Here is a 23573-nt window from a genome sequence, read left to right on the forward strand (position 1 = left end):
CCAAGCATCCCTTCGATCTCAGCTTCGAACTGTTTTCTCGATCAATTGCTCCAAGCGGTCCAGCCGCTCCCAGCGGTAAAGCTCCGGCGACTTCCAGCGACCGAAGTGACCGAGCGCTGCTGTCCCGGTGTAAATCGGGCGAAGCAGAACAAGCTCTTTGATGATGCCCGCCGGCGTAAGATCCCAAATGTCAGTCACCGCCGCTGCAATCTCTATGTCGGCGACCACCCCAGTGCCGTAAGTTTCCACGCTTACCGATACCGGTTCAGCCACACCGATAGCGTAGGCCAGTTGCACAGTGCAGCGCTTAGCCAACCCAGCCGCGACAATGTTCTTTGCCACATGGCGTGCCGCGTAGGCTGCAGAGCGGTCAACCTTGGTGGGGTCCTTACCGGAAAAGGCGCCGCCCCCATGAGCGCATGCCCCGCCGTAGGTGTCGACGATTATCTTTCTACCCGTAAGACCTGTGTCGCCCTTGGGACCACCCACAGTGAAGGGGCCAGCGGGATTGAGAAACGCCTTGAAGCTATCAGTGCGCATGCTGAGCGGGATCACATGATCGAGCACCTCGGCGGCGAGGTATTCCCGGACTTCTTTGATCGAGATGTCCGGCCGATGTTGCCAGGACAGCACGGCGGTATCGATCCCAACGGGAACGCCATCAACGTAGCGGACAGTCACCTGGGCCTTGCCGTCGGGTTTCAACACACCGCTGCCAGGAACAATCAGGGTGCTTGCCCTTTGGATCAAATCCGTGGCTAGGGACCAAGCTAGGGGTGTCAGGGCCTCGGTCTCGTTCACAGCATGACCGAACATTAGGCCCTGATCACCAGCACCCGTCGTTTCGCCTCCATCGACACCTGCCTGGATCTCTGGGCTTTGGTGATTGAAGCGAACCTCGACCTCGCAGGTGGCGGGATCAATATCGTACTGATCGGAACCGTAACCAATCTGCCGGAGCGCCTCGCGGACGATCCCGGGAGCGGCAGCGCGAACGGCTTTGAAATCTTCCACCCTCTCAGTTCGAAACTCGCCGGCAACGATGATCTTGTCGTTGGCCGCAAAGGTCTCGCAGGCGACGCGGGCGTTACGGTCCCGCTCCAGGAATGCGTCGAGAACAGCGTCGGAAATCCGATCGCAAAGCTTATCGGGGTGTCCCGCAGACACAGATTCCGACGTAAACAGGCCATTGAAAACAGACATGGAAAGTCTCCATTTTTAGCCATTTCGACGACGTCGGGGGTGGCAATCAGGAACAAATCCCCCCAGCCCGTGGGTGGGCCAGCCCTATTTCAGAAAATCAGCGGAGCACGATTAACTCGGGCGTTCCGCTAGCATCGAACCATACGATCGCGTTTTGCTGATACTTGCGTCCCAGTTCACACGCCTGCTCCCGACTGATGCCAATCGCCGCATAGCTGGCCTCAGCGGGCCAGCTGGGGTCTTCGCCCTGACCGGCTCCTTCAAAAACGGAAGCACCGAGCTTGAGGAGATCTTTTCGCAGCTCGCCTTGGCGGACAGCGTTTTCGGCTGCCGGGAGTTGGACGCTGAGCGGATTTTCAGCAGTGATAAAGGCGCCGCCGGATGCTCCGGCGGCACCGACCAGCTGAGCTGCGGCCCTCGAAGGCTCGCCAATTCTCAGCACGATTTCGCCGCTGTCCGCGAATGCGCGATATTGCGTGCGCTTGTAGGCCTCAATCAGTTCTGCCGGCACTTCAGAAACAGACATAAAAAAACCCTCCTTACGGAGGGTCGACACGGCTTCCGCTTCGTTGCTCCGAAGAGCCACATCTGCTTTCGCAAAACCACCTTGCCCGGATCGGCAGGTTGGCGTGGGTGTCGACCCAACTCTTGATGACGCATTTTTGTTAACTGTTCCGCGCGGCTGATGCAAGAGGTTGCAAACCCGGATCAGTCCCCGTGAAAGTTCTGGCCACCCACGAAAGCGGCTAACTCCTGATCTGTGTAATCCTCTAGCCGCCTACCTTCAGGCACCCAGCTGTCCACGAACAACCCCTCTTCGACCGCAGCTTTCATTGCAGCTTCAGGAGTTAGAAATAGGCCAAACCACTCGAACTCCCAGCCACCTTGTCCGCAGCAGTATGACTTTGCGGCCAAGACTGCTTTGTTGCCGAGCTGATCCGAGATCGGGTACCCTTCTAGGTATGGCCCGTAAAACTCAGACCTGGCACTTTCGACTTCCAAACGTGCGTAAGCTGCACGGTGCGCATCAGTAATTGGCTGTTCCGGCTCGATATCGAGACGATCTCTAACTTCTGTGTCTTCGGCTTCTAGGGAATGCATTGTCCCCAGCGCGGCATCCCCAAACTCGTAAAATGCAGAAGCGCCATCCTCATCCAGCCAGCCCTCTATTTCCTCCTCAGCTGATGGGTCCGCCACGCCCTTATAAAGGCTGCTAATCGCCGCGTCGCGCGCGCTCCATAAGGATTGAGGGAGAGGAAGTTCACTAGACATACGTAAGCCAATCTTTGAACCGAAAGTCACCTACATCTATGGAGCGGCTCCAGTTTTCACGCAACGGGCTGGCTTTCTAGATGTGTCAATTGAGGTCACAACTCCTCCTACCCTAGTTGACGCTCGGCCTGAATTCAGCCCAAGTAATGACAAATTAGAGATGCGCTAAGCGACATTGTTGGCTCGGCCGCAAATGTCTCACGGAGAGATGGGCAGTGAGCCATCATGACGGGACAGTATATTACCTCCCTGGTCGCGGGGGCAGGGTTGATGAGGGGCTTGGTTTAGCTCTCCAAAGGCGTGGGCTTACCGTCTACGGCCAGCACCTGTTCGGAGAGTTCCAGCGCCTGATCTTTTCGGATCAGATCCAGGTGATCGCCGAGGATCTCAAACACGAGTTCTGGAGCGAAAATGGGTTAGTCGTGGCGAACTCCTTTGGAGCCTACCTTTTCCTGCATGCGCAAACACTGCTGGAACCATTTCCAGGCAAAGTCCTACTGCTCTCTCCTATTATTGGGGCCACTGCTGCCCCTGGGAATGGGCTACGGTTCTCTCCGCCATTCGCCGACCGGCTCCTCCAACTTGCGCAAGGCGGCGAACTTACCAAACCATCCCGCTGCGAAATTCACGTTGGAGAATCCGATTGGCAGAGCGAACCTGCAAAAGTCGGCCGCTTAGGCGAACTTGCCGGGATCCCGGTAACGGTCGTGCCCGGAGGCGGCCACATGCTCGATAAAGGCTACGTGTCAGACCTGCTTGATCGCTGGCTCCCAGCTCCTATGACCTAGGCACATCAATCGTCCGCTACCAACTGCTCGAAGATCTCACAGGTCTTGGGCCTGGAAGGTCGGGGGCGAGCGTCACGGGCTTTCCTATAGTGATGTCAGATGAACCAACGAGCTGTGCTCCGGTTTTATCTGCGAATGTCTCCGCGATGGATTTCACGCCGGCCAATGCAGCGCTACCTAGCAGAGCTTCTAGGTCCTTTGCATAGTAATCAAACCACGGAAGCCCTGCCGCAGTGTAGTCCTTCGCCGTGAGGGGCTCGTTTTGAGCCGCCTCACCGGTAACTGCCGTCCAGTCCTTCGCATGGATAAGCGAAACGAACACACGTTCCGTCGTATCCCAATCCCAATCCTCGAGATTGAAAGCGTCCTCATAGATCTCCTGGTGCATTCGCCCTCCAGCCCCCAAGCCCATCTCGACGCTTTCGCAACACCTGCTCAGACATGCGTCCATCAGCATCGCAGGCCCACTTGCCGCCTTGATCCTTTTCCAGACCGACGCCTTGAGTGGTGTGACCGATATTTGAACGCCCCCCCACTCACTAGCTTGTGTAAGCTGCTCTTCAACCGAATAGCCATCGCCAAGGGGCATAGCGACGAATTGGCGGATCACGCCTTTCTCGATTGCAAAACCGTCAAGCCATGGCTGGGATGGGGATACGACATAGTCCTGAGGGTCGCGATGGAGGCCTGGGCGCCAACTTTCACCTGACACCGCGTTGATTTTGCCCGCTGCAATTTTGACCGCAACCGGAAGACCAAAGCCGGTCTCCATGGAGTTGCCATCAGACCATTCTGGGCCATCGTTGTTGAAGCTCATCCACATGGCCTCGGCTTGCCACATTGGCATGATCACCCCGCCGCGATCCAAGGTGTGGGCGGGCAGATTTTTAGCGTAGTCCTCAACATGACGCAGTGGGAACGTGCCCAAGCCCGGCGGCAAAAAGTAAGTTTGCTCGGTGTCCGGAATACGCAACGTGCGCATGAAGCTTATCGAAAACTGCGCGTCCGGTTCAATGCTCGGGAAGCGGAAAATCAGGTCATCATCCTCAAGGGTTGGCATCGGACTTCCTTTCACCATTGCCCGTCACGCACATCCCGCACGATCTTGAGCACCGCTTGGTCAGGCATGGATTTGATTGAGCGGATCAGATCCGCGAAAAGTTTGGGGCGAGAGAGAATCGCCTGTCGGAGGTCGGCTGATATCTTTCCGGCCATAGCCAGCAGGACATCGGCATCTTCTCCGAGCTCATACGCCAGCTTGAGTAGTGTATCCTCACCTGGCGGCGCGACCTCGTCACGCTCAACACGGGAGAGATATGCAGGCGTTACGCCACAGCGCATGGCTAACTGGCGCAACGTGAACGCTCGATCATCCACCGCCAGTGCTTCGCGCTTCTGACGCAGGTAATCACCTAGCGAGGCGCTTTTTGAACTGTTGAGCAAGTGTTGCATGTTGCCTGACTAGGCAACACCTTTATCCACGTCAAGGTTTGTGCACCCAGTCCGCTGACGGCGTATGCCAAATGGGGACATTGTTGATTGCACTCAAACGGGCTGGGCCGCAAAACAGCGCCTTAACCTTACCCAACGCTATTGAGCACAAAGCCGTTCGCAGCCAGACTCAGGCGGATAGATCAACCTCGAATCAAGACCTCGAGTGATCTGAATGAATACGTGAGGGCAAGAGTGACGGGTTATAGCATCAATTGGAACCCGCTGGTTCGCAGGGATTTTGAAGGTTTCAAAAAGCTTGCGATGGAGATTGAGGACCCCAGTGCGCGCGAGAAGGCACTTCTTAAAGCCGGTGGGCTGATCGATGCGCTGATGGGTGAGTTGGTGAGGATCGGCTATTTCACCGACCCCGAAAGCGTCAATTATGCCATTGAGAAATATAAAGCGGCTATTGATGACGGGCTTGAGCTAGAGCTCAGAAAAAAACTCTTCCAAGAGATTTCGACCTTCACTCAATATTTCGAAGACTGCACAGCTCTAACATATGTGCCTTTCGTCCTGGGAGATGCGGATCGCGGCATAGTCTCCACGGCCACACTTGATTACGTCAGTGTGGCAAAAATCGAGGAAGGCGCCGACCCGATGCTCGTTCCTCGTCATGTTGTCCGCATGATCGAGGGTAAGCTTCCGGTTAACCGAGGGGCTGCGTTTGGCGGTCTTTTGAGCACGGGAGACCCAAGAGTTTGCTCGGGCCTGCTTTGGGACCTGCGGCACCAGCTCTCTGAAGATGAAATCAATGAGGCCTGCCTTTGCCACACCGGCTTTATTGGTAGTGCAGCGGTTGAGTTCTACCTAAAATGGCTCGAAGAAATTGTTCATACGGGGCAGGATGAACTGTTCGGCAAACTGGCTTCGGGCTTGGCCCTGTTACGCCGAAACGTTCAAACGGAGTTTGTGTTCACGGGGCAGCGGCCATTTCCTTATGCCAGCGTACAGGGCGAGGAACTTTTGGCCATTCTGAAGCCCGTGCCAATTGACGATTTCACGCGTCAAATTGCCTCCCGAATGCTTCATCTTGGTAGTCTTGAGCACGAACCCAGGGTTATGCCTGAAGTGCTCCGAATTTGGAGTATATGCACTCTGCCTGATGCCAAAGGCATTCTGATAAGCGACGACCTGACTGAAAGGTGTTGGGAGCTTATTAAGGGGCCGAGGAAGTCCGACCCGAATGTAAACGAAGCGCTTTGCGAGATTATCGATGCCTCGATAGGCATCAGTGGCGATTTTTCCCTAGCTTCCAAAATCGGTGAAGAAATCACCAAACGTGGGGTACCCGCCATCTGGGAGTTCGTGTTTTCTCGAGGGGAAGCCGCAATCACGAACCAACGTTGCGACGGGCCTAACGGAGCAACTTGGGGCCAAATCATCGCGATGCCGGTGGTATGTGATACTGAGACTAGCGACGAGCAGATCGTCGAAATTTGCCAGGCAATCCCACCACTTCCGGATGGTCAGGAGTTCAAGTTCTGTCCAGTGATCATGACGTGGTCCAACCTCAACAGGATTGCCTCCACTCGCCTTCTCCACGCTATGCTGCAAAAGTGGCGGACTGACGAAGATAAGCCGGCAGTGGAAGCTGATATCACAATGTATGCCGCAGCCACCCGTGAGGAGACGGCTCTTGATGAGGTAGTGTTTCAGCGGAGTCAGATTTCTAAATTGCGCTTCCTTGTCGGCTATCGCTTTGAGACTGAGGACTTCCCGGATTACCCTCAGGATCAGAAAGTCGAGTGGTCTTCTCAAGCCAACGAAACACTGCAGTCGGCGTGTGGAGACAAAACCATTGGGGTTAGGTCTCCTCGTCCCCTCGGGTATGCGCTGTATACCGCTCAGAGCGTAATGACTGAGTTAAACGCTAAAGCTGCTGTCTGGATTGCAGAACGTTACCACTCTCCTGTGGCGCAGGATAAATTTGGGATCCGCCTGGCAGCATATGGCAACCTATACACGGGGCTAGCAGATTGCTTTGAGGCAACGGCCTATGATTTGGAAAATGGCGAGACCATTTTTCGTCGAGAGATTCCGATCGTTCTCCCGAGCGTCAGGCCGCACTGGAAGCAAGAGCTAGACCATCTTAGGGTCAATTTGGAAGCTGGTGGCTGCCCTTACGTGGCGGTCGCGCCCATCCTTCAGAGCATTTATCTAAACGACCGGATTTTCGAGGAAACAAAGTGCGTCAAGGTTACTCTTGGCGCCCCGACATCTCTGGGTGACCAGGCTGAGGACGGCCTTCCATTTGAGAACATTTCAGAAATCGCTGAGGAAAAGCAACGTTGGCACACGGAGGGAGAACGTCTCCATGTTGATGCTGAGGCGTTTAAATTAGCATGCGCAGGGCAGCTCGGGCTCGATATCCAAACCGTCCGAGCATCAGGCGAATTCGCGCTCATCAAGGGACGCTGGTTTCCGACAATTCTCATTTTTCTGCGTAATGCCAAGGCCGCAGATGGTTCGCCCATAGATTGGCCGCTGGATGCCACGTTAGTCGATACCGCAGTTAGAGCCGCTGCAGCCGAGACCGGCCGCCGCTGGGCCCATTGGACTTTTGGCGGTGTTCCAGAAGAAGCCGAGGAGGTCGATGTCGAGGCCGTTTACAAGTTGGCACTCAATGATGACCTGGCAGCGCAGGTGCAGCTGGCCCAAATCCTTTACCGAGGCGATAAGGTCGAGCGAAACTTGAGCACTGCTCTGCAATGGTTTCGTAAAGCCGCCTCTCAAGGCCATGGCGAGTCCCAAGCAATGGTCGCCTACATGTTGGATGAAGGCCTCGGATGCGCTCAGAATGAGGTTGAAGGTCTGCACTGGCATCGATTGGCAGCAGAGAATGGTTCTGCCTATTCGCAGAGGAAGTTGGCTGCTGCATACGAAGCTGGGGAATTGCTCCGGCAGGACTATGAAGAGGCGGCGAAGTGGTACAGATTAGCTGCTGACCAAGGGTCTCCCGACGCCCAATTTTCCTTAGGATGGCTTCTGTACTCCGGGAATGGCGTGCCCCAAAATCTCGAAGAGGCAGCAGAGTATTTCGAGCGGTCGGCCCTCCAGGGTAATGCCGCTGCTCAGTATAACATTGCGGCGATGTACGGCCATGGCGAGCACGCACCCGTTGATCGTGTTAAGTCATATGCTTGGCTCCGATTGGCAGCCGAGCAGGAATATGAAGGGGCAGAAGGCGGGATCGAGGAAATTTGTAGCAGGATGTCTGCCGATGAGATGGCAAAAGGGAAGGAACTTGCCAAAGAGCTAGCGGCAACGATTGGGGCTCAGCGATAGATCCAATGATGTTCCCGAGTGGGGTGCATGCACACGCTCAATCAGACTGAGACATCCCTAGCGGCACTTCTAGTTTGGCCGCACATGGACTACCTGACGCTATGCCAATCGGGGACATGCGTTATTGTGCTGGCCACAGCTTTAATCTCGACAACCTAGGCTGAATTCCCTCATTAATCTCTGGCACGGCAGGCAAGCTATTTGCCTGGTATAACGCTCGGGGGGATGATGTTCGGTCTATTCAAAAAGAAGCCAAAGACCCTTTTAGATCAGTTCATCGTGGCAGCTTACGGGGATCGCCCTCCCAAAGCGCGCAGGGCCGACCTCGGGATGGCAGTAGATTTGGCTCATAGTGCCCTCTTGATGGGCGCGGTTGAAAAATCTGAAATTTCCGACATTGCGAGAGGGCTGTTTGAGGGGGAAATCCCCTATTCTACCCATGATCTGGCACTCGCAACGGCTCTAAACTTTTTCAAGCGCCCCGAATTAAGGGGCGACTTGGAGACCGCTCAGCTCATGGCGCGCTTAACCGCACTCGAATGGCTGCAGGAGGGTAAGGTCGTACCACTTCTGATGAAGTCCTTCGAAGACACGCTGTATAAAGCTTTCAAATAACCCCGGGCTTGCCGAACACTTCATGCCCAGGCCTGGGCGATCAGTAGCGCTAGGACGATCAGGGTAAACCACGGCCACGGTGTCGCCCATGGGGACTGGACCTTCACGCTCTCAAGCCGCGCTATCGACGCTTGAACGGCCGCCTGCTGAAAATGCAGATCCTTGATCGCAGCCTTCATCACGTCAGTCTCGACGTAGGTAGATGCGTCGTCTGCCAGAAGCTCGACCTCTTCCAGCAGCCGAAGCACTTCGCGGAGGCGTGGCAGTGCGTTCGGATCAGGCGTGCCGAGCAACGCCATGGCCTCTTGATGCTTGCTCTTGGCTAGCGTCAGCATGTGGCTGATGTGTTCAACAGCAGCGTCAGGCAGGTCTGGATCGGCAGCGTCCATGGGCTACTCTTACCCCATCTTCGCGGCAGGGATATCCCCCCACCGGTGTCAAACGGCGTTCAAAAGGGACCCCCGATCGGCGTCGAAGAGGGACCCCCTTTTCAGATAATATGATGCTGGTTTGTTGAAGATGGCCTTGCGCTGCGTGCGGCGGAGGGCGGGCGTAGCCCGACCGGAGGCGCGCGCAGCGCAAGATAGATTTTTGAAGGCGCCGAAGGTGGCTGTCAGCTGCGGTTTTTGAAGCGCCAGCTGTCGTTGCCCGTCTCGACGATATCGCAGTGGTGGGTGACGCGGTCGAGCAGCGCCGTGGTCATCTTGGGATCGCCGAACACGGTCGGCCATTCGCCGAAGGCGAGGTTCGTGGTGATGATGACGCTGGTCCGCTCATAAAGCTTGCTGATGAGGTGGAACAGCAACTGCCCTCCCGAGCGGGCGAACGGCAGATAACCGAGCTCGTCGAGAACGATCAGGTCGAGCCGCGACAGCTGCGCCGCCAGGGTCCCGCCTTTGCCGATCCGGGTCTCCTCTTCGAGGCGTGTCACCAGACCACGCTGACCACGGCACGGACTGATGAACTCGCCATCATTGATCAGGTTCTGCAGGGCGAGATCCACCTGCCCCCCCATGCATGCACCGTTGTTCAGGTCCAAGCCCTGCCGCGCCTGTCGAACGGCAAATATGATTTTAAGGCGATGGACGGTCTCGCGCCATCCCGCGAAAAAGCGCCGTCATTCGAGGCGATGTTCGAAGGGTTCAACAACGAACCGTTCAGCCTCCGTAAGCTAACCGCCTTCCTGGGCCTCGCCTCGCGACGGATTGCGCACCATTGCGCGGACATTCTCCTTCTCGACGTCGCGGCCACCAGCATCTTCGAAATCTTCGAGGAGTTTGGCACGGAGAGCCCAGATAGGATCGGGCGAGAGACAAGGTTTATCGACATCTCAACGGACTCGCTCTCGTTCGTTAATGCCAGCATCGCACTGGAAGGATATCTCGGCTTCATCCCCCCGCGCTGGGATCAACTCTCGCTTGCCGAACTGGAGGAACTCAAACATGTCGCCCATGTTTAAGACGCGGCGCATGGAGGCAGGAGTCGTCCTGCGTGCGGCGGCGATATCCCTCGTGGCGCTGAACCATGCCAACCCCGATATCGACCAGGTTTTGGGATTTAACTTCTCGGGTGGCATGAGCGTCCTGATGGCGCTCTCCGGCTATTTTTTTGCGAAGTTCGTGCTTGACGCTCCCTCGCTCCCACAGATGCGGCATCGATTGATCGGCTTCGGGCGATCCATCCTGCTACCCAGCTTCTTCATGGTCTTATTCTTCTTCATCATCTTACGTAAATTCGATGTTTTAGAATTATTGTTTATCCGAAACCTCTTCACGGACGGTCGAATATCCAAGTTTCCGACCTGGTATCCGCAGGTCATGATGCAGATCCTGATCGTCGTCTACATCCTGTCCTACATCGGTCTCATCCGGAATTTCGGTCGGAAGCTACTCCCTTATTCCGTCGTTTTGCTGTTTGTCGCATCCGTGTTGCTACGATTTTATCTGGACAACTATTCAGATGGTCTGGACCATCCTACACTGCCCTACTCCCGGTTCTGGAATTTTTGCCTCGGCTGGTGCTTCTACTTCTTTGCCGATCCCTCAAGGACTCCGAAAGGAAACAGGGTCGCGATGGCTGCCCTGGCGATTGCCAGCAGCTTCCTCGTTTACGGGGCCGCCAAACTACCTGCCTACTGCCTCATTGCGGGGACCCTTATTTTCCTCTTTGTAAGGGACATCGCAGTCCCCGCCATCCTGCACAAGCTCATCACGATCGTCGCCATGGCAAACCTCCATATCTTTCTCTGGCACCGCTTCTTCTTCGAGATTTACGAGGACATCATGCATGTCACCGCCCAAGGTGGGTTCGGCATGTGGCTATTCGGAATGTCGGCAAGCGTCGTTCTGTGGATTGGGTGGGAGGCGGCAGTCCGAACGGCGAGGGAGTTCGCATTGGCATCAACCTCCCTGAAATCGAAAGTTATTCCTTCCGTCCGAAGCCATACTCTCCCGGCAAGCTAGGGCAGGAATTAAGTGAAATGCGACCAAATTTAACAAATGATTGCTGAGATGTTTTTCTTTTGATACAAAGAACATGAATGCACCTTGGCAGAAGGTACGCGTCTCATGACAGACGGGAATTTTGATGTACCTGTTACAGGAACGCCCGTCATTCTATACGAGCTAAATGAGGTATCCTGGCAAGTTGTTGATTGGTACATTGGAAGAAATCCTCATGGGAACTTCGCGAATATTTTAGGCATGTCGAGATCCTACACCACTGTTACGACAGATGTGGGGGAACTTCATCCCTGGGTAACGTGGCCGACATTGCATCGGGGGGTGGACAATCGCAGCCATGGAATTGAGTTCCTTAATCAGGATCTGACGAGAGCGAGCGAATTCCCGCCTGTGTGGGAGACCGCCGCCAAAGCCGGGAAGCGGGTCGGTGTTTTTGCAAGCCTGCAATCCTATCCTCCCCCGCCCGACGACGCGTACGCCTTCTACATCCCCGACACTTTCGCGCCGCAGCCGGGCACGATCCCGCCCGAATGCAGGCCGTTCCAGATGCTCAACCTTCGCCAGACAGCACTGGATGGGGGGATCGTCTCCGACGTGAAACCGAGCAGAGAGCTCGCAACACTGATGCTCGGCCTGGTTCGGATCGGCTTGTCTTTGTCGACCGTTCTCGCTCTCGCGCGGCAGGTCATTCTTGAAAAGATCAATCCACTTTACAAGTCGCGTCGCTCGATCATGCAGGCGCCGATCGCCTTTGATGTCTTTAAGCATCTTCTGCATCGGACCAAACCGGAGTTCACGACGTTCTTCACCAATCATGTCGCGGGCATGATGCATCGATATTGGAAGCATGCTTTCCCGGAGGAATTCCAATACACTTTGACCTCCGATGAAGACAGGTTGAAGGCGAAGAATATACAGCGGGCGATGGATGTCGCGGATTATCAGCTAGGTTATCTGCTTGACTATATCACCCGGACTGATGGAACCTTGATCGTCGCGAGCAGCATGGGACAGGAAGCCGTTTTCCGCTCCGGCGGCGATCAGGCCCGCATCATCGACGTTCCAGCCTTCGTCCGGGCAATCGGGTTTAGCGGAGATTATCGTTCGAACCTCGCAATGCACCCGGATTTCAATTTCGAGTTCGACACGCCGGAGGATGCGGGGCGTTTCGCGTCGCTGGTGGAAGCTGCGACATTCGCCGGAGGAAGACGCCTCTGTTACAAGGTCAACCTTGTAAACAGGACCCTGAATTTCGGATTGGCGCAGCCGCCGGAAGGCATGGACAATTATGTGGAACGCCCCTCCGGCGGCGGCGTGAAGGAGAGGATTTCCTTTGCGGAGGCCGGGATCAAGCGATTCAAGCGCGACGTCGGCACGGGATATCACCAGCCCCGCGGCATCCTCCTTTGGCACCGGCCGGGAGAGGCGAGCGACGCTTCGAGGGAAGTCATCCAGAGTACTGCTGTGCGGGCCATGATCCTTTCCGCTCTCGGCATCGCTGTGGAGCCAAAGTCTCCGCTTCCCTCCGATAGAAACCCCACCCGCAACGAGGCCGAACAAGTGGATGCGTCCTGACCGTCCGCTCTGACAATGAGATGCGATGTGGATGTCATCATTGGTCCTTGCATCTTGTCAGCCGACCATGGGACGGTCTCAACGCTGGAAGCCGCATGGTCCCGGATCCACGGTTCATACGAAAATGTCGAACAGCGATAAGGGCAGCGGCGCTATACGGCCTGCGCGCTGCGGGTAATGCACCCAGCTTGCGCGCCATGGCTTAGCGCTCCAAATGGCTTTCAACCGGAAGTCCAGCGCACGATGTCCGCCTTCTCTATCTCCAAGGCATCAGGCAGGATCCGTGGATCGGTGATGGTCAATTTATTTCGATACCGTGATGATATGACTCTTAGAACCGCCTTCCGCGCGTGAAGGTGCCTCCGACCGTGCGTTCAGCGGGGCTGTTCATCAGCCAGTCCGCACACTGATAAAAAGGGGCTTGGCAAAGGGCGAGATCGCGATGTGCAAGTCGGCACCGCCGTCTACGCATCAGGCTTCATCCATCGCAGGTCTGCGACCGTAGTCACTCAGACGTCATGGTCCCGGTCTAACGGCGCACCGCGGTGCAGCGTAAATGCGCGCGCCATTTCCCTTCAGATTTCGCATTATGAGGAGTGCATCGTGCGTACCACCGTCAGAGCTCGCTATGAGCTGGCCCAGGAAGATGACATCCGCGATGAGTTGACCCGCTTTGTCGCCCGGCGACTGCGCAATGGCAATGACGAAGAAGATATCGTGCAGGAGACATATCTGCGCATCTACCGGTACCGGCAGACCGGCACGATCGCCAATCTCAAGGCTTTTTGTTTTTCTGTCGCGCAGAACCTGATCAACGATCATTTCCGCCGTCTTTCGCGCATGCCTGCCACTTGCCCCATAGAGGAAGATTTTATCTGCCCCATGCCGCGCATTGATGAGGCCTTGCTTCATCGCGAGCGGGTGGAGGCGATCGTCGCCATCCTGAAGAACATGCCGCCGCTCAGACGGGAAATCTTCCTCCGCCGTCGACTGGACGATCATCCACCCGCGGTTATCGCCACCGACCTAGACATGCGGCAATCGGCGGTGGAAAAGCATGTCTTCCGTGCGCACAGCGACATAAGACAGGGTCTCGCCAAGCGGAAACTGACCGGTTGGAGCAGGATCTAGCCATGCGTGACGACAGCCTATCGCGAAGCGACGCCCCCATCGATGAATTGGCGCTCAAGGAAGCGCTAACGCGCGTCCATGACGGCGGGCGCCTGTCCAATGATGATATCCGCAAGATGCGCGCCAGCCGGAAGGCAGCCATAGCGGGCGGCCTCGGCGCGGTCGTTCTGGCCATCACCGGCCTCACCATCTTTCGGTCGCCGGTCAATACGGCCGCGGAGTTCAGCACGAAGCCCGGAGAGCGGCGTGACGTCCGGCTGGAAGACGGGTCGTTCGTGCAACTCAGCGGCGCAAGCCATCTGACTGTCACCATAACGAGCCGGGGCCGCTACGCCCGTCTGATCGCAGGGGAAGCGCGGTTCGACATCGCGCACGATGCCAGCCGCCCCTTCATCGCCCATGCCGGCCGAGCCGAGGCGCAGGTGCTGGGACGGTGTTCGACCTTAACGTAACATCCGCCAGCACCAGTCTCGCCGTGGCGCGCGGAGCGGTTCTGTTGAAGCCGGTCGGGTCGCCCCAGGCGGTCACTGTGCGTGCCGGTTGGCAGAGCCTCGTCCACGACACCACCGTCGACCGCCCCAAGCCGTTCGACGCCTCCCGTCCCGACTGGCGGGAAGGATGGATCGATACTGACGGCATGACGCTCGGCACGCTGGTCGAAATTCTGAACCGGCAGGGCGGGATCGTCATCAGTGCTCCGCCAGCGGCGCTGGCGGCGATCCCGATCATGGGGCGCTTTCGAACGGATCGGCCGGCCGCACTCCTCTCCGTCATCGGCAAGGCGAACGGCTTCGATGTACGGGCCGATCAGGGAATCTTGCGCTTCCACAAGGCATTATAAGAAAATTCTGCCTGCCAGACTATGGGCTGAAAAAACAGTGTCCGGCTTTGGCGATCCCCGCGTCTTTCGAAGGAGAGCACATGATGGTGCTCGCAAGGGGATACGACATGGGGTCTCACATTTCTCACCGTGCATTGCACGTCGCCATCGCCATTGCCGCCACGGCGGCGCCCTGTTCAGCGCATGCGGAAGCGGGGAGCTTTGCCAAAAGCTTCCAGTTCGCCATTCCGCCCGGAAATCTGTCCGCCGCCCTGTCGGCGTTTTCCGCAACGACCGGGCTTCAGGTCGTCGCCTCGTCCGGGGACGTCGGCTCCCATATGAGCGCCGGCATATCGGGCAAGTACAAGGCGTCCGATGCCATCGCCCGCCTCCTCGCCAAGTCGGGCTACACCGCCAGCCTGGTCGGCGACATGGTCGTTCTGCAGCAGGCCACGGCGTCGCCGCGCGCGATGCCGATCGCCCTGCAGAGCGCCGGCGGCGCCGGCACGTCCCGCCCCGACGCTGACGAGAGCGAAGCGGCGGAAGGCGATCGGGACATCATCGTCACGGCGGAGCGTCGCGAGCAGCGCCTGGTCGACGTCCCCGTCGCCCTGTCGGCCTTCGGCGGCGAGCAGCTCCGCAATCGCGGCGCCGACCGCCTTGTCGACCTGGCGAGCCAGACGCCCGGCGTCCTCGCCACGGTGCAGGTGTCGGGTGGTGACATGCCGACCTTCACCATCCGCGGCGTTGGCTTTGACGATTTGCGCCCCAACGGCAATCCTGCAACTTCGCTCAACATCGACGGCATCTACCAGGGGTCGGCCATCCTCGCGACCGGCCAATTTTTCGATATCGAGCGGGTGGAGATCCTGAAGGGGCCGCAGGGAACCCTCTATGGACAGAATTCGACCGCAGGTGCGATCAACATCCTGTCCCGCCGTCCGGGCGACAAGCTGAACGGCTATGTCAGCACCGAACTGGCGACCTTCGGCACGGCCCGCATGGAGGGCGCGGTCGGCGGCCCGATCTCGCCGATCGTCAGCGCCCGTATCGCCGCGCTATACACCAGGACGGACGGCTACATGACGGACATCGGCAATGCCAATGCCGTCGCGACCTTCAGGCCGCCTGCCGGCATCCCGCCGCTGCCCGTTACCGGCATGAACCGTGACGTCGCACGATCCGAAAGCATCGCCGGCCGCGCCATCATAGAGATCAACCCGTCCGACCGGACCGAAATATTCCTGAAGGTCAACGGTACGAAGCAGACCGGCGGGGCATTGCAGCCCAGCCGCAACGTCACCCAGAACGGCTTCGCCCCGAACGCGCGATATGAAGTCGATTCGGACGTGCCGACAAAGCTGAACGTTTCCGGCTATGGTATCACCGGCAGTCTGCAGCAGAGCGTCGGTGACGATTACACCTTCGTCCTGACAGGCGGATACAGCCATGTCTCGCACCTCGCGATCTACAATGGGGACGGGGTGCCTATCCGTTTGATCAATATCCTCTACGGCGACAAAGACGATCAGGAATATGCCGAGATTCGGTTCCAGAAGAACGACACGTCGCGGTTCAGCTGGATCGTGGGCGCGACGGCATTTCACGACGACGTTCGCATCGACCAGACCTTTACGATGCTCGACACGACGCGCGGCATCATCCAGGGCGATTACACGCAAAAGCGGACAAGCTTCGGCGTCTTCGGGGATGGAACCTGGGCGTTCGACTCCGGATTCAAGATCGGCGGCGGCCTCCGCTACACGCATGACAAGGTCGACTTCAATGGCCTGACGCAGGGCCTCGATCCCTATGGCGTATCGCTTCTCCCGGCCATCTTCCCGCTTTTGCCCTATAAGTTCGATCGTAACATCCGAAAGTCCCAGGTGTCCGGCCGTATCTACGGCAGCAAGAATTTCGGCCCTTCCTCGTCGATCTATGCGTCCATCAGGCGCGGGTATAAGGGCGGTGGCTTCGATGCCACCACGCCCAGCAACGACCTCGAATCCGCGCCGTTCGGTGCCGAGACGGTCTGGTCCTATGAGCTGGGCTTCAAGATCCTTCCCCCCCGTGCCTTCCTTCAGCTTGAAGGTGCGATCTTCTTCAACGACTACAAGGATATTCAGACGACGGCGGTCACGCAGATCACCACTGCCGCGGGCGTCCTGTCCGGCGGCACGCGTGTCAATGCGGGCGACGCCCAGAGCTGGGGCGCGGAACTGTCCGCGACCATCAGGCCGACCGACGATCTGAAGCTGGAAATCTCCGGCGCCTATCTCGGCAATGAGATCAAGAAGGTCATCTCGACCAATCCCGTCGAACGCCTGCGTCGTGCGGATGCGCGGCTTCCGTTCACACCGGGCGTTAGCCTGAACGGTGCTTTCGAATATACCATCCATGCCTCGGATACGATGGATGTCATCCTCGCGTCCGACGGTCAGTATCTGTCCAAATATTATTTCGACATCGACAACTTCGCCGTGACCAAGTCGCGCTTCATAGGCAATGCGCGCGTAGAACTACGGTATCAGAACAATATCTCCGCCACGGCCTGGGTCCGCAACCTGACCGACACATACTATCCGCTCTCCCGATTCAACTCCGCCACGACCAGCACCGACCTCCCGGCGGCCCCGCGCACCTATGGCATCACGCTTGGATACAAGTTCTGAACCCAGCGCAATGTGGGTGCGGTGAATCTGATTTCACGACCGATATCAAAGCCCATTCATCAAACACCACCTTCATCAGGAGATCTTATGGTTAAGCATAGAAACTTCCGCGCAATGGTTTCCGCTCTCGCTATGCTCGCAGGGCTGTTCACCGCCGGAGAAGCTTCCGCCGAGTTCGTGACGCAATCCGATCAGCGGCCGCCGTCGCCCGCGCGTCTGATCTTCCCCGATACGAAGGACGGACATCATATTTTCGCCGGCGACCTGCACCTGCACACCGTATTCTCGGACGGCTCGGCCTGGCCGACGCTTCGCCTCGCAGAAGCGGCGCATGACGGGCTTAAGTTCGTGTCCTTCACGGAACATGACATCATCACGCCAAAGATCCGCGACACCGGCACCAACAAGAACCGCAGCTATGAAATCGGCCGCGCGTTCATCTCTTCGGGCATGCTTGGCCTCGGCGGCATGAAACTCTCGCTCGGGTCGGAGATCACGCGCGCGATCGGGCATTTCAATTGTCACTTCCTCAAGGATGCAAATGCGCTGAACCCGGGGAAAGTCCATTACAGCACCTTCAAGCAGACGGGCGGGCAGCTCCGGGTCGACTGGAACCGGACCAGCGCGGACGAGAAAGATCTGGAAGCACGGTTCCGCGAAGCGAAGCGGCAGGGCGCCATCTGCCAGTGGAATCATCCGACCATCCCCTCCTCCTCCCCTGGTGAGGCAGTGGTGACGCCGTTCCTCGAACGGATGTTTTCAGAGGGTCTGCTGTCGGGGATTGAGGTTGCGCAAAGCGATTTCATCCACCCCAGCGCGATGGACGTGGCCCTGAAATATAACCTCTATATCGCGGCGACTACGGACGCTCATCTCGGGACCGCGTTGGAGCAGGAGGCGGCGGGGATGGATCACCGCGTCGCCACCCTGTTCCTGACGCAGGGAGAGGATGAAGCGGCCTTCAAGGATGCGCTGGAAAAGCGTCGTACGGTCGGCCTCTTCCGCGACACTTTCTTCGGCACGCGCGAGAATGTTCAAACGGTGATGAACGCGGTCCTGAAGATGTCGTTCACCAAATATTCGCCGTCAGAGTTTCTGATCGGAAACTCAGGCGAGATGGAGATCGCGAATGCTGGCCCGATCGACGTCGAGCTTGAGATCGTTCAGCCGGACTTTCGCCTGCTGAACTATCCGCGCTTCGTGAAGATACCGCATGGATCGAAAGTCACGCTGAAGGCGCTGCGCATCGACGGCCCGAACTTCAAAGGCCTGAAAGTCCGCGTGATCAATTCGCTTGTGACATCGCGTGACCAGCTGGAATTTTTCCTGGAGGCGCAGCCGTTCGATCTGAACGCCATCACCGGCAAGGGTACGCTGAGCAACATCCCCGACGATCTCGACGGCTGGATGTAAGACGGCTGAATGTTCGGCGGCCATGGGTCTTCGGATCCATGGCCGTTTGCATGTCATGCAAGCTCGCGCACCGCTTGCTGCCTCTTCTCATGCCGCGCAAACTCGCCGAGGGCATCCGCAAGAGACGGCAGGTGCGCCCCGCGCCCCGTCGCGAGCGGTACGCGGGAGGGGCGTGGCGCCATTTGGTTCAGGCGGGCGCCCGGCACGGCGCGGATCAGATGCCGGGGCAGGTTCAGGCTGTCCGCGACGGCTTCCGCGAACTCTGCCCATGATAGCTCCGTCTCATTGGTGAGGTGCCAGAGGCCCTGCTCACCGTCGATCAGGAGGTCGAGCGCGACCCTGACGAGATGCGGCACATAGGTCGGCGTGATCCGCTGGTCCGCCGCGGCCTCGAACGGCTGCCCCGCCGTCAGGGCGCGAGCGACCGCGACGGCAAAGTTGAACTCGTCATGGGGAGAGAAGAAGGCTGCGGTGCGAACGATGAGATGCGTCCCCGCCAGGGCGAGAAGTCCCTCCTCCATGCGCGCCTTGCTCTCGCCATAGACGTTGCGCGGGTCGGGCGCGTCGGTTTCGACATAGGCCCCTTCCGCCTTGCCCCCGAAGACGAGGTCGCTTGAGACATTGAGGGTGGCAAGCCCCCGCTCCTCCGCCATCCGCGCAAGGCGGACCGGGCCGTCGCTGTTCGCCGCAAAACAACGGGCGGCATGGCTTTCCGCCTCGTCGACCCGTACCCAGCCGGCGGCGTTCACCACTGCCCAGGGATCGTGCCGGTCCAGCGCAGCCCCGATGCTGGCCTCGCTGGTGATGTCGAGCGCGTGCCGCGCCGTCAGCACATGCGGTATGTTGCGGAGCGTACAGGCCCGCGCGAACGCTTGCCCCAGGGTTCCTGTCGCGCCCATGATCAGGAGGGGCCGACCCATGGGCGCACGCTCCCTGCAACTGTCCGCCCGGTGCTGCACGGCCGGGGCAGGACGGCGGACGGCGGGATATTCAAGCCGGATCGGCCGACGCCACCAGCCCGGCTGCGCTGCAAGCGGATGCCGTGCAGCGCCAGTGGCCAGAGCCGTGCCGAGCGCTGCGAGAGCGGTCGCGCGCGGCGTTCCGCTACTGACGTCGAATATGCCCGGCTCATAGATGCCGGGGGCGGTCAGCAGCGTGTTCCATCCGCTACTGCCGAGCAGCGACCAGAGCGTGATCGCTCGCACGTCCACGCCCTCATTGCGCAGATCCTCGGCGCAATCCCACGCCTCCGCCAGCCAGCGCAGCTGCTCCTCGCGCGTGCAGCCATTATGGACTTCGGTGACCGCGATCGGGGTCGCATAGCGGTCCCACGCCTCCTCTATCACGCCCCTCAGACCGGGCGGGGGCGGCTCCAGCACCCGGATCGCCTCGACATCGGCATAGCGCTGCCCGTCATTGCCGCCATGCGCATGGGCGGGATAGCGCTGCATGCGATGGTCGAGGAACCGCTCGCTGGTCAGATAATGGTTGATGCCGATGATGTCTGGCGGACAGGGATCGGCCGCAATGGCCTCCAGCCTGTGCTCCAGCCCGTGCGCGGCCATGCGCCGCCACAGCGGATGACCGCGCCGTACGCGCCCGAACAGCAGGTCCCATGTCGCCCAGCGCCGGATATTCTCGAACGCAGCCTGCTCGCGCAACTCGGCAGTGGCGAAGGTGCGGCCGAGATCCTCCGTCTGAACGAGCCGCGCGGCGGGATTGACCCTGCGAATGGCCTGCATCGCGAGCCGGGTTCCGTCGATCTGGTTGAGGAGCGCGCGCCAGAACGCGCCCTCGTCGCGGACATGCGGATACCAATGGCCATAAAGCGCCGAAAAGCGCGCCGTGGTGAGCGGCTCATTGACCGGCGTCCACTGGTTGATCCAGGAATAGCGCTCCGCAACGCGGGCCGCGAAATCAGCGAGACCCCGCGCGAAACCGTCATCGTCGAGGAGATGCGTGTAGGAGGGACCGCTGCCGTGATGGACAAGCCCGGCAATGACGTCGATGCCATGTGCGCGCAGCCGGTCGATCCGCGCATCCACGCCCTGCCAGAGATGCTGTCCGGGCCGATCAGGCGCAATGCATTCCCATAATATAGGATAACGGATCGTCGTTATGCCGATGTCGGCAAATAGATTCAGATCGTCGATCCGATCATAGTGGCCGCATCGCTCGAACTGATCCTGATATGTATCCCGAACCCTGTTGATGGTGCACTCCGGCCCACCCCATAATTCCAGATGCCTCTTCATCGTACATATCTCCCAGACCTTCGCCAGAACGACTGACATGGATCAGGTTTCCGCTCTCGACTTGATATCTTGTGTTATCTCTTTGAACTTGGGCCGGTTTGTACAGGAACCGGAGCGATGAACGGCGTGTTGCCGATGTTCATCATTCAGCAAGGTTCCAGACATGAGCGGCATTCCAAGCGACGTCGACGCCATCAACCCCGACAGCCCGACGGAGGGCGGCGGCACGCTCATCTGCTTCAGTCACCTGCGCTGGAACTTCGTCTATCAGCGGCCGCAACATCTGATGAGCCGCTTCGCCCGGGACCGGAAGGTCATCGTTTGGGAAGAGCCGATCCACGATGCGCCAAGTGCGACGTTGGACACCCATGTCTGCGACTGTTCCGGCGTCACCATCCTCACCCCGCACCTCCCCGCCGGCCTCAGCCGGCATGAGGAGACGGAAACATTGCGCGCCCTGCTCGACGGCGCGATCACCCGCGATCCGGCGCGACCGCTCATCTGCTGGTACTATACGCCGATGATGCTGCCCTTCTCCGACCATCTGGCGGCGGACTGCATCGTCTATGACTGCATGGACGAGCTGGCGAACTTCAAGGGCGCGCCGTCAGAGCTTCTCCCGCTTGAGCAGCGGCTGCTCGACAGCTGCGACCTCGTCTTCACCGGCGGGCACAGTCTCTACGAGGCAAAGGCCGCGCGCCATCCTTCGGTCCATGCCTTTCCATCCAGCGTCGACGCCACCCACTTCTCGACCGCCCGCGCCGCTGGTCCGGAGCCGGAGGATCAGGCGGAGCTCCCCTCCCCGCGCCTCGGTTTTTATGGCGTCGTGGACGAACGGATGGACCTCGCGCTGCTGGAAGGTTTGGCGGACGCGCGGCCCGAATGGTCCATCGTCATCGTGGGGCCAGTGGTGAAGATCAGCGACGCCGACCTGCCCCGCCGCCCCAACCTCCATTATCTGGGCGGCAAGGGCTATGCCGAACTGCCCGACTATCTACGCGGCTGGGACGTCGCCCTGATGCCCTTCGCCATCAACGAGGCGACACGCTTCATCAGTCCCACGAAGACACCCGAATATCTCGCCGCGGGCTGCCCCGTCGTCTCTACCCCGGTGCGTGACGTCGTGCGCGGCTATGGCGATGTCGAGGCGGTGCGCATCGCGGACGGGCGGGACGCTTTCGTCGCCGCCTGCGACGCGGCGCTTACCCTCTCCCGCACAAACGGCTGGCTGGCCGCCGTCGACGCGCGGCTCGCAGGGGAGAGCTGGGATCTCACGCAATGCGCGATGAGCAACCTCATTGACGAAGCGGTGCAACGCAGCAGCCACGTCTATCCCGTGGTGTCGCCTATTGGCGCAGACGGAGACCGCCCGCAATCCTATGACGTCATGGTCGTCGGGGCAGGCTTTGCCGGCGCGATCATGGCGGAACGGCTCGCACGCGACGCGGGCAAGCGGGTGCTGGTCGTGGACAAGCGGCCGCACGTCGCCGGCAACGCCTATGACCGACTGGACGATGCCGGCATCCTCATCCACCAATATGGCCCCCATATCTTCCACACCAATTCGGCCGACATCTTCGAGTATCTCTCGCAGTTCACCGAATGGCGTGGCTATGAGCACCGCGTGCTCGCGGCTGTCGGCGACCGCCTGGTACCGATGCCAATCAACCGCACGACGGTGAACAGCCTCTACCATCTTGATCTGCGGACGGAGGAGGAGGCCGCCGCCTTCCTGGCCTCCCGCGCAGAGCCCGTGGATATCGTCCGCACGTCGGAGGATGTCGTCATCTCGGCGGTGGGACGCGAACTCTACGAGACTTTCTTCCAGGGTTACACCCGCAAGCAATGGGGAATGGACCCGTCGGAACTGGACAAGTCGGTGACCTCACGCGTGCCGACGCGAACCAACACCGACGACCGTTATTTCACCGACACCTACCAGGCCATGCCGAGAGACGGCTTCACCCATATGTTCGAACGGATGCTCGACCATCCGAACATCGACCTGCTGCTCGGCGTCGATTTTACCGAAGTGCGGCAGGCCTATCCGCATCAGCACCTCGTCTTCACGGGACCCATCGACGAATATTTCGGCTATTGCTACGGCAAGCTTCCCTACCGCTCCCTGCACTTCCGGCACGAAACGGTGGATCAGGAACAATTTCAGCCCGTGGCCGTGGTGAACTATCCGTCAGAGGACGTTCCGCACACCCGCATTACCGAATATAAGCATTTGACCGGCCAGACCGCGCCGCGCACCAGCATCACCTATGAATATCCGAGCGGTGAGGGCGATCCCTACTATCCCATTCCACGCGCCGAGAACCAGGCGCTGTTCAAGCGCTACGAAGCGCTGGCGCTCGCCCAGCCCGATGTGAGCTTTGTCGGCCGGCTGGCGACCTATCGCTATTATAACATGGATCAGGTGGCCGGTCAGGCGCTTGCTACCTATCGCCGCCTGAAGCAGCGCTGGGATGCCGACCGCCAGCCCGCAGCCACCGGCGCGCGCGCCGGAACGACCGTCGTTGCCGACGCATGATATTGATCCGGCTCCCTTTTCCGTCTCGCGCGTTGTGAGCCGGACC

General features: G+C 59.0%; 19 protein-coding genes, 1 pseudogene and 1 riboswitch. Of the genes and pseudogenes, 12 read left to right on the forward strand and 8 right to left on the reverse strand.

Going from position 1 to position 23573, the window contains the following annotated elements; translation table 11 throughout:
- Window positions 1–18 precede the first annotated feature (18 nt).
- From metK to ACQKOE_RS13040, 3 genes are all read right to left on the reverse strand, one after another.
- The gene (metK, locus tag ACQKOE_RS13030; RefSeq protein WP_427513170.1) at window positions 19–1203 is read right to left on the reverse strand and encodes a methionine adenosyltransferase; all 1185 of its coding nucleotides are present in this window, start codon (window positions 1201–1203) and stop codon (window positions 19–21) included.
- 97 nt (window positions 1204–1300) lie between these two features.
- Entirely contained in the window at window positions 1301–1729 is a 429-nt protein-coding gene (locus ACQKOE_RS13035) for a DUF3293 domain-containing protein (protein WP_427513171.1), read from the reverse strand.
- 29 nt (window positions 1730–1758) lie between these two features.
- Window positions 1759–1863: riboswitch (SAM-I-IV-variant riboswitch) on the reverse strand.
- A 48-nt stretch (window positions 1864–1911) separates the two neighbouring features.
- Complete coding sequence (locus tag ACQKOE_RS13040) at window positions 1912–2475, reverse strand: hypothetical protein (protein ID WP_427513172.1); 564 nt, start codon at window positions 2473–2475, stop codon at window positions 1912–1914.
- A gap of 215 nt (window positions 2476–2690) precedes the next feature.
- Between ACQKOE_RS13040 and ACQKOE_RS13045 the strand changes: the two genes are divergently transcribed.
- Window positions 2691–3263, forward strand: coding sequence for a hypothetical protein (locus ACQKOE_RS13045; RefSeq protein WP_427513173.1), 573 nt, complete (start codon window positions 2691–2693; stop codon window positions 3261–3263).
- Window positions 3264–3279: 16 nt separating this feature from the next.
- Here ACQKOE_RS13045 and ACQKOE_RS13050 read toward each other — a convergent pair whose 3' ends face one another.
- Both ACQKOE_RS13050 and ACQKOE_RS13055 read right to left on the reverse strand, forming a co-directional pair.
- On the reverse strand, window positions 3280–4323 hold the full coding sequence (locus tag ACQKOE_RS13050) for a hypothetical protein (protein ID WP_427513174.1): 1044 nt from the start codon (window positions 4321–4323) through the stop codon (window positions 3280–3282).
- A gap of 11 nt (window positions 4324–4334) precedes the next feature.
- Window positions 4335–4715 carry a helix-turn-helix domain-containing protein gene (locus ACQKOE_RS13055; protein WP_427513175.1) on the reverse strand — a complete coding sequence of 127 codons (381 nt, stop codon included), beginning with the start codon at window positions 4713–4715 and terminating at the stop codon, window positions 4335–4337.
- Window positions 4716–4949: 234 nt separating this feature from the next.
- On the opposite strand from ACQKOE_RS13055, the gene ACQKOE_RS13060 reads away from it, so the two are divergent.
- Window positions 4950–8045, forward strand: a complete 3096-nt coding sequence (locus ACQKOE_RS13060) for a tetratricopeptide repeat protein (RefSeq protein WP_427513176.1) — start codon at window positions 4950–4952, stop codon at window positions 8043–8045.
- Between the two features lie 228 nt (window positions 8046–8273).
- A complete protein-coding gene (locus ACQKOE_RS13065) occupies window positions 8274–8660 on the forward strand; it encodes a hypothetical protein (RefSeq protein ID WP_427513177.1) in 387 nt (128 codons plus the stop codon).
- A gap of 20 nt (window positions 8661–8680) precedes the next feature.
- On the opposite strand, the gene ACQKOE_RS13070 is transcribed toward ACQKOE_RS13065, so the two are convergent.
- Together ACQKOE_RS13070 and ACQKOE_RS13075 are read right to left on the reverse strand one after the other, a co-directional pair.
- Window positions 8681–9049 (reverse strand): hypothetical protein, encoded by a 369-nt coding sequence (locus tag ACQKOE_RS13070; RefSeq protein WP_427513178.1) that lies wholly within the window; start codon window positions 9047–9049, stop codon window positions 8681–8683.
- Window positions 9050–9273: 224 nt separating this feature from the next.
- A pseudogene (locus ACQKOE_RS13075) lies at window positions 9274–9594 on the reverse strand (ATP-binding protein); the annotation flags it as partial.
- A gap of 147 nt (window positions 9595–9741) precedes the next feature.
- On the opposite strand from ACQKOE_RS13075, the gene ACQKOE_RS13080 reads away from it, so the two are divergent.
- The 8 genes from ACQKOE_RS13080 to ACQKOE_RS13115 all read left to right on the forward strand — a co-directional run bounded on the left by ACQKOE_RS13080 (window position 9742) and on the right by ACQKOE_RS13115 (window position 18733).
- Entirely contained in the window at window positions 9742–10119 is a 378-nt protein-coding gene (locus ACQKOE_RS13080) for a hypothetical protein (RefSeq protein ID WP_036527606.1), read from the forward strand.
- Complete coding sequence (locus ACQKOE_RS13085; RefSeq protein ID WP_036527609.1) at window positions 10103–11122, forward strand: acyltransferase family protein; 1020 nt, start codon at window positions 10103–10105, stop codon at window positions 11120–11122. The genes ACQKOE_RS13080 and ACQKOE_RS13085 overlap by 17 nt, the downstream gene beginning before the upstream one ends.
- Window positions 11123–11227: 105 nt before the next feature.
- On the forward strand, window positions 11228–12697 hold the full coding sequence (locus ACQKOE_RS13090) for a hypothetical protein (RefSeq protein ID WP_228168185.1): 1470 nt from the start codon (window positions 11228–11230) through the stop codon (window positions 12695–12697).
- Between the two features lie 603 nt (window positions 12698–13300).
- A complete protein-coding gene (locus ACQKOE_RS13095) occupies window positions 13301–13828 on the forward strand; it encodes an RNA polymerase sigma factor (protein ID WP_051586981.1) in 528 nt (175 codons plus the stop codon).
- Between the two features lie 2 nt (window positions 13829–13830).
- Window positions 13831–14280, forward strand: coding sequence for a FecR domain-containing protein (locus ACQKOE_RS13100; RefSeq protein ID WP_036527613.1), 450 nt, complete (start codon window positions 13831–13833; stop codon window positions 14278–14280).
- Window positions 14262–14669 carry a hypothetical protein gene (locus ACQKOE_RS13105; RefSeq protein WP_155986352.1) on the forward strand — a complete coding sequence of 136 codons (408 nt, stop codon included), beginning with the start codon at window positions 14262–14264 and terminating at the stop codon, window positions 14667–14669. The genes ACQKOE_RS13100 and ACQKOE_RS13105 overlap by 19 nt, the downstream gene beginning before the upstream one ends.
- Before the next feature lie 80 nt (window positions 14670–14749).
- Window positions 14750–17320: a TonB-dependent receptor gene (locus tag ACQKOE_RS13110; RefSeq protein WP_427513179.1), complete on the forward strand. Its 2571-nt coding sequence runs from the start codon at window positions 14750–14752 to the stop codon at window positions 17318–17320.
- A 114-nt stretch (window positions 17321–17434) separates the two neighbouring features.
- Entirely contained in the window at window positions 17435–18733 is a 1299-nt protein-coding gene (locus ACQKOE_RS13115) for a hypothetical protein (protein ID WP_162177404.1), read from the forward strand.
- A gap of 53 nt (window positions 18734–18786) precedes the next feature.
- Here ACQKOE_RS13115 and ACQKOE_RS13120 read toward each other — a convergent pair whose 3' ends face one another.
- A complete protein-coding gene (locus ACQKOE_RS13120) occupies window positions 18787–21027 on the reverse strand; it encodes a family 1 glycosylhydrolase (RefSeq protein WP_255504836.1) in 2241 nt (746 codons plus the stop codon).
- A gap of 124 nt (window positions 21028–21151) precedes the next feature.
- Here ACQKOE_RS13120 and glf point away from each other — a divergent pair, with 124 nt between their 5' ends.
- Window positions 21152–23527 (forward strand): UDP-galactopyranose mutase, encoded by a 2376-nt coding sequence (gene glf / locus ACQKOE_RS13125; protein WP_228168186.1) that lies wholly within the window; start codon window positions 21152–21154, stop codon window positions 23525–23527.
- Window positions 23528–23573 lie beyond the last annotated feature (46 nt).

Origin of the sequence: Novosphingobium sp. NPDC080210 (assembly GCF_050281025.1) — a bacterium.
Classification (GTDB): domain Bacteria; phylum Pseudomonadota; class Alphaproteobacteria; order Sphingomonadales; family Sphingomonadaceae; genus Novosphingobium.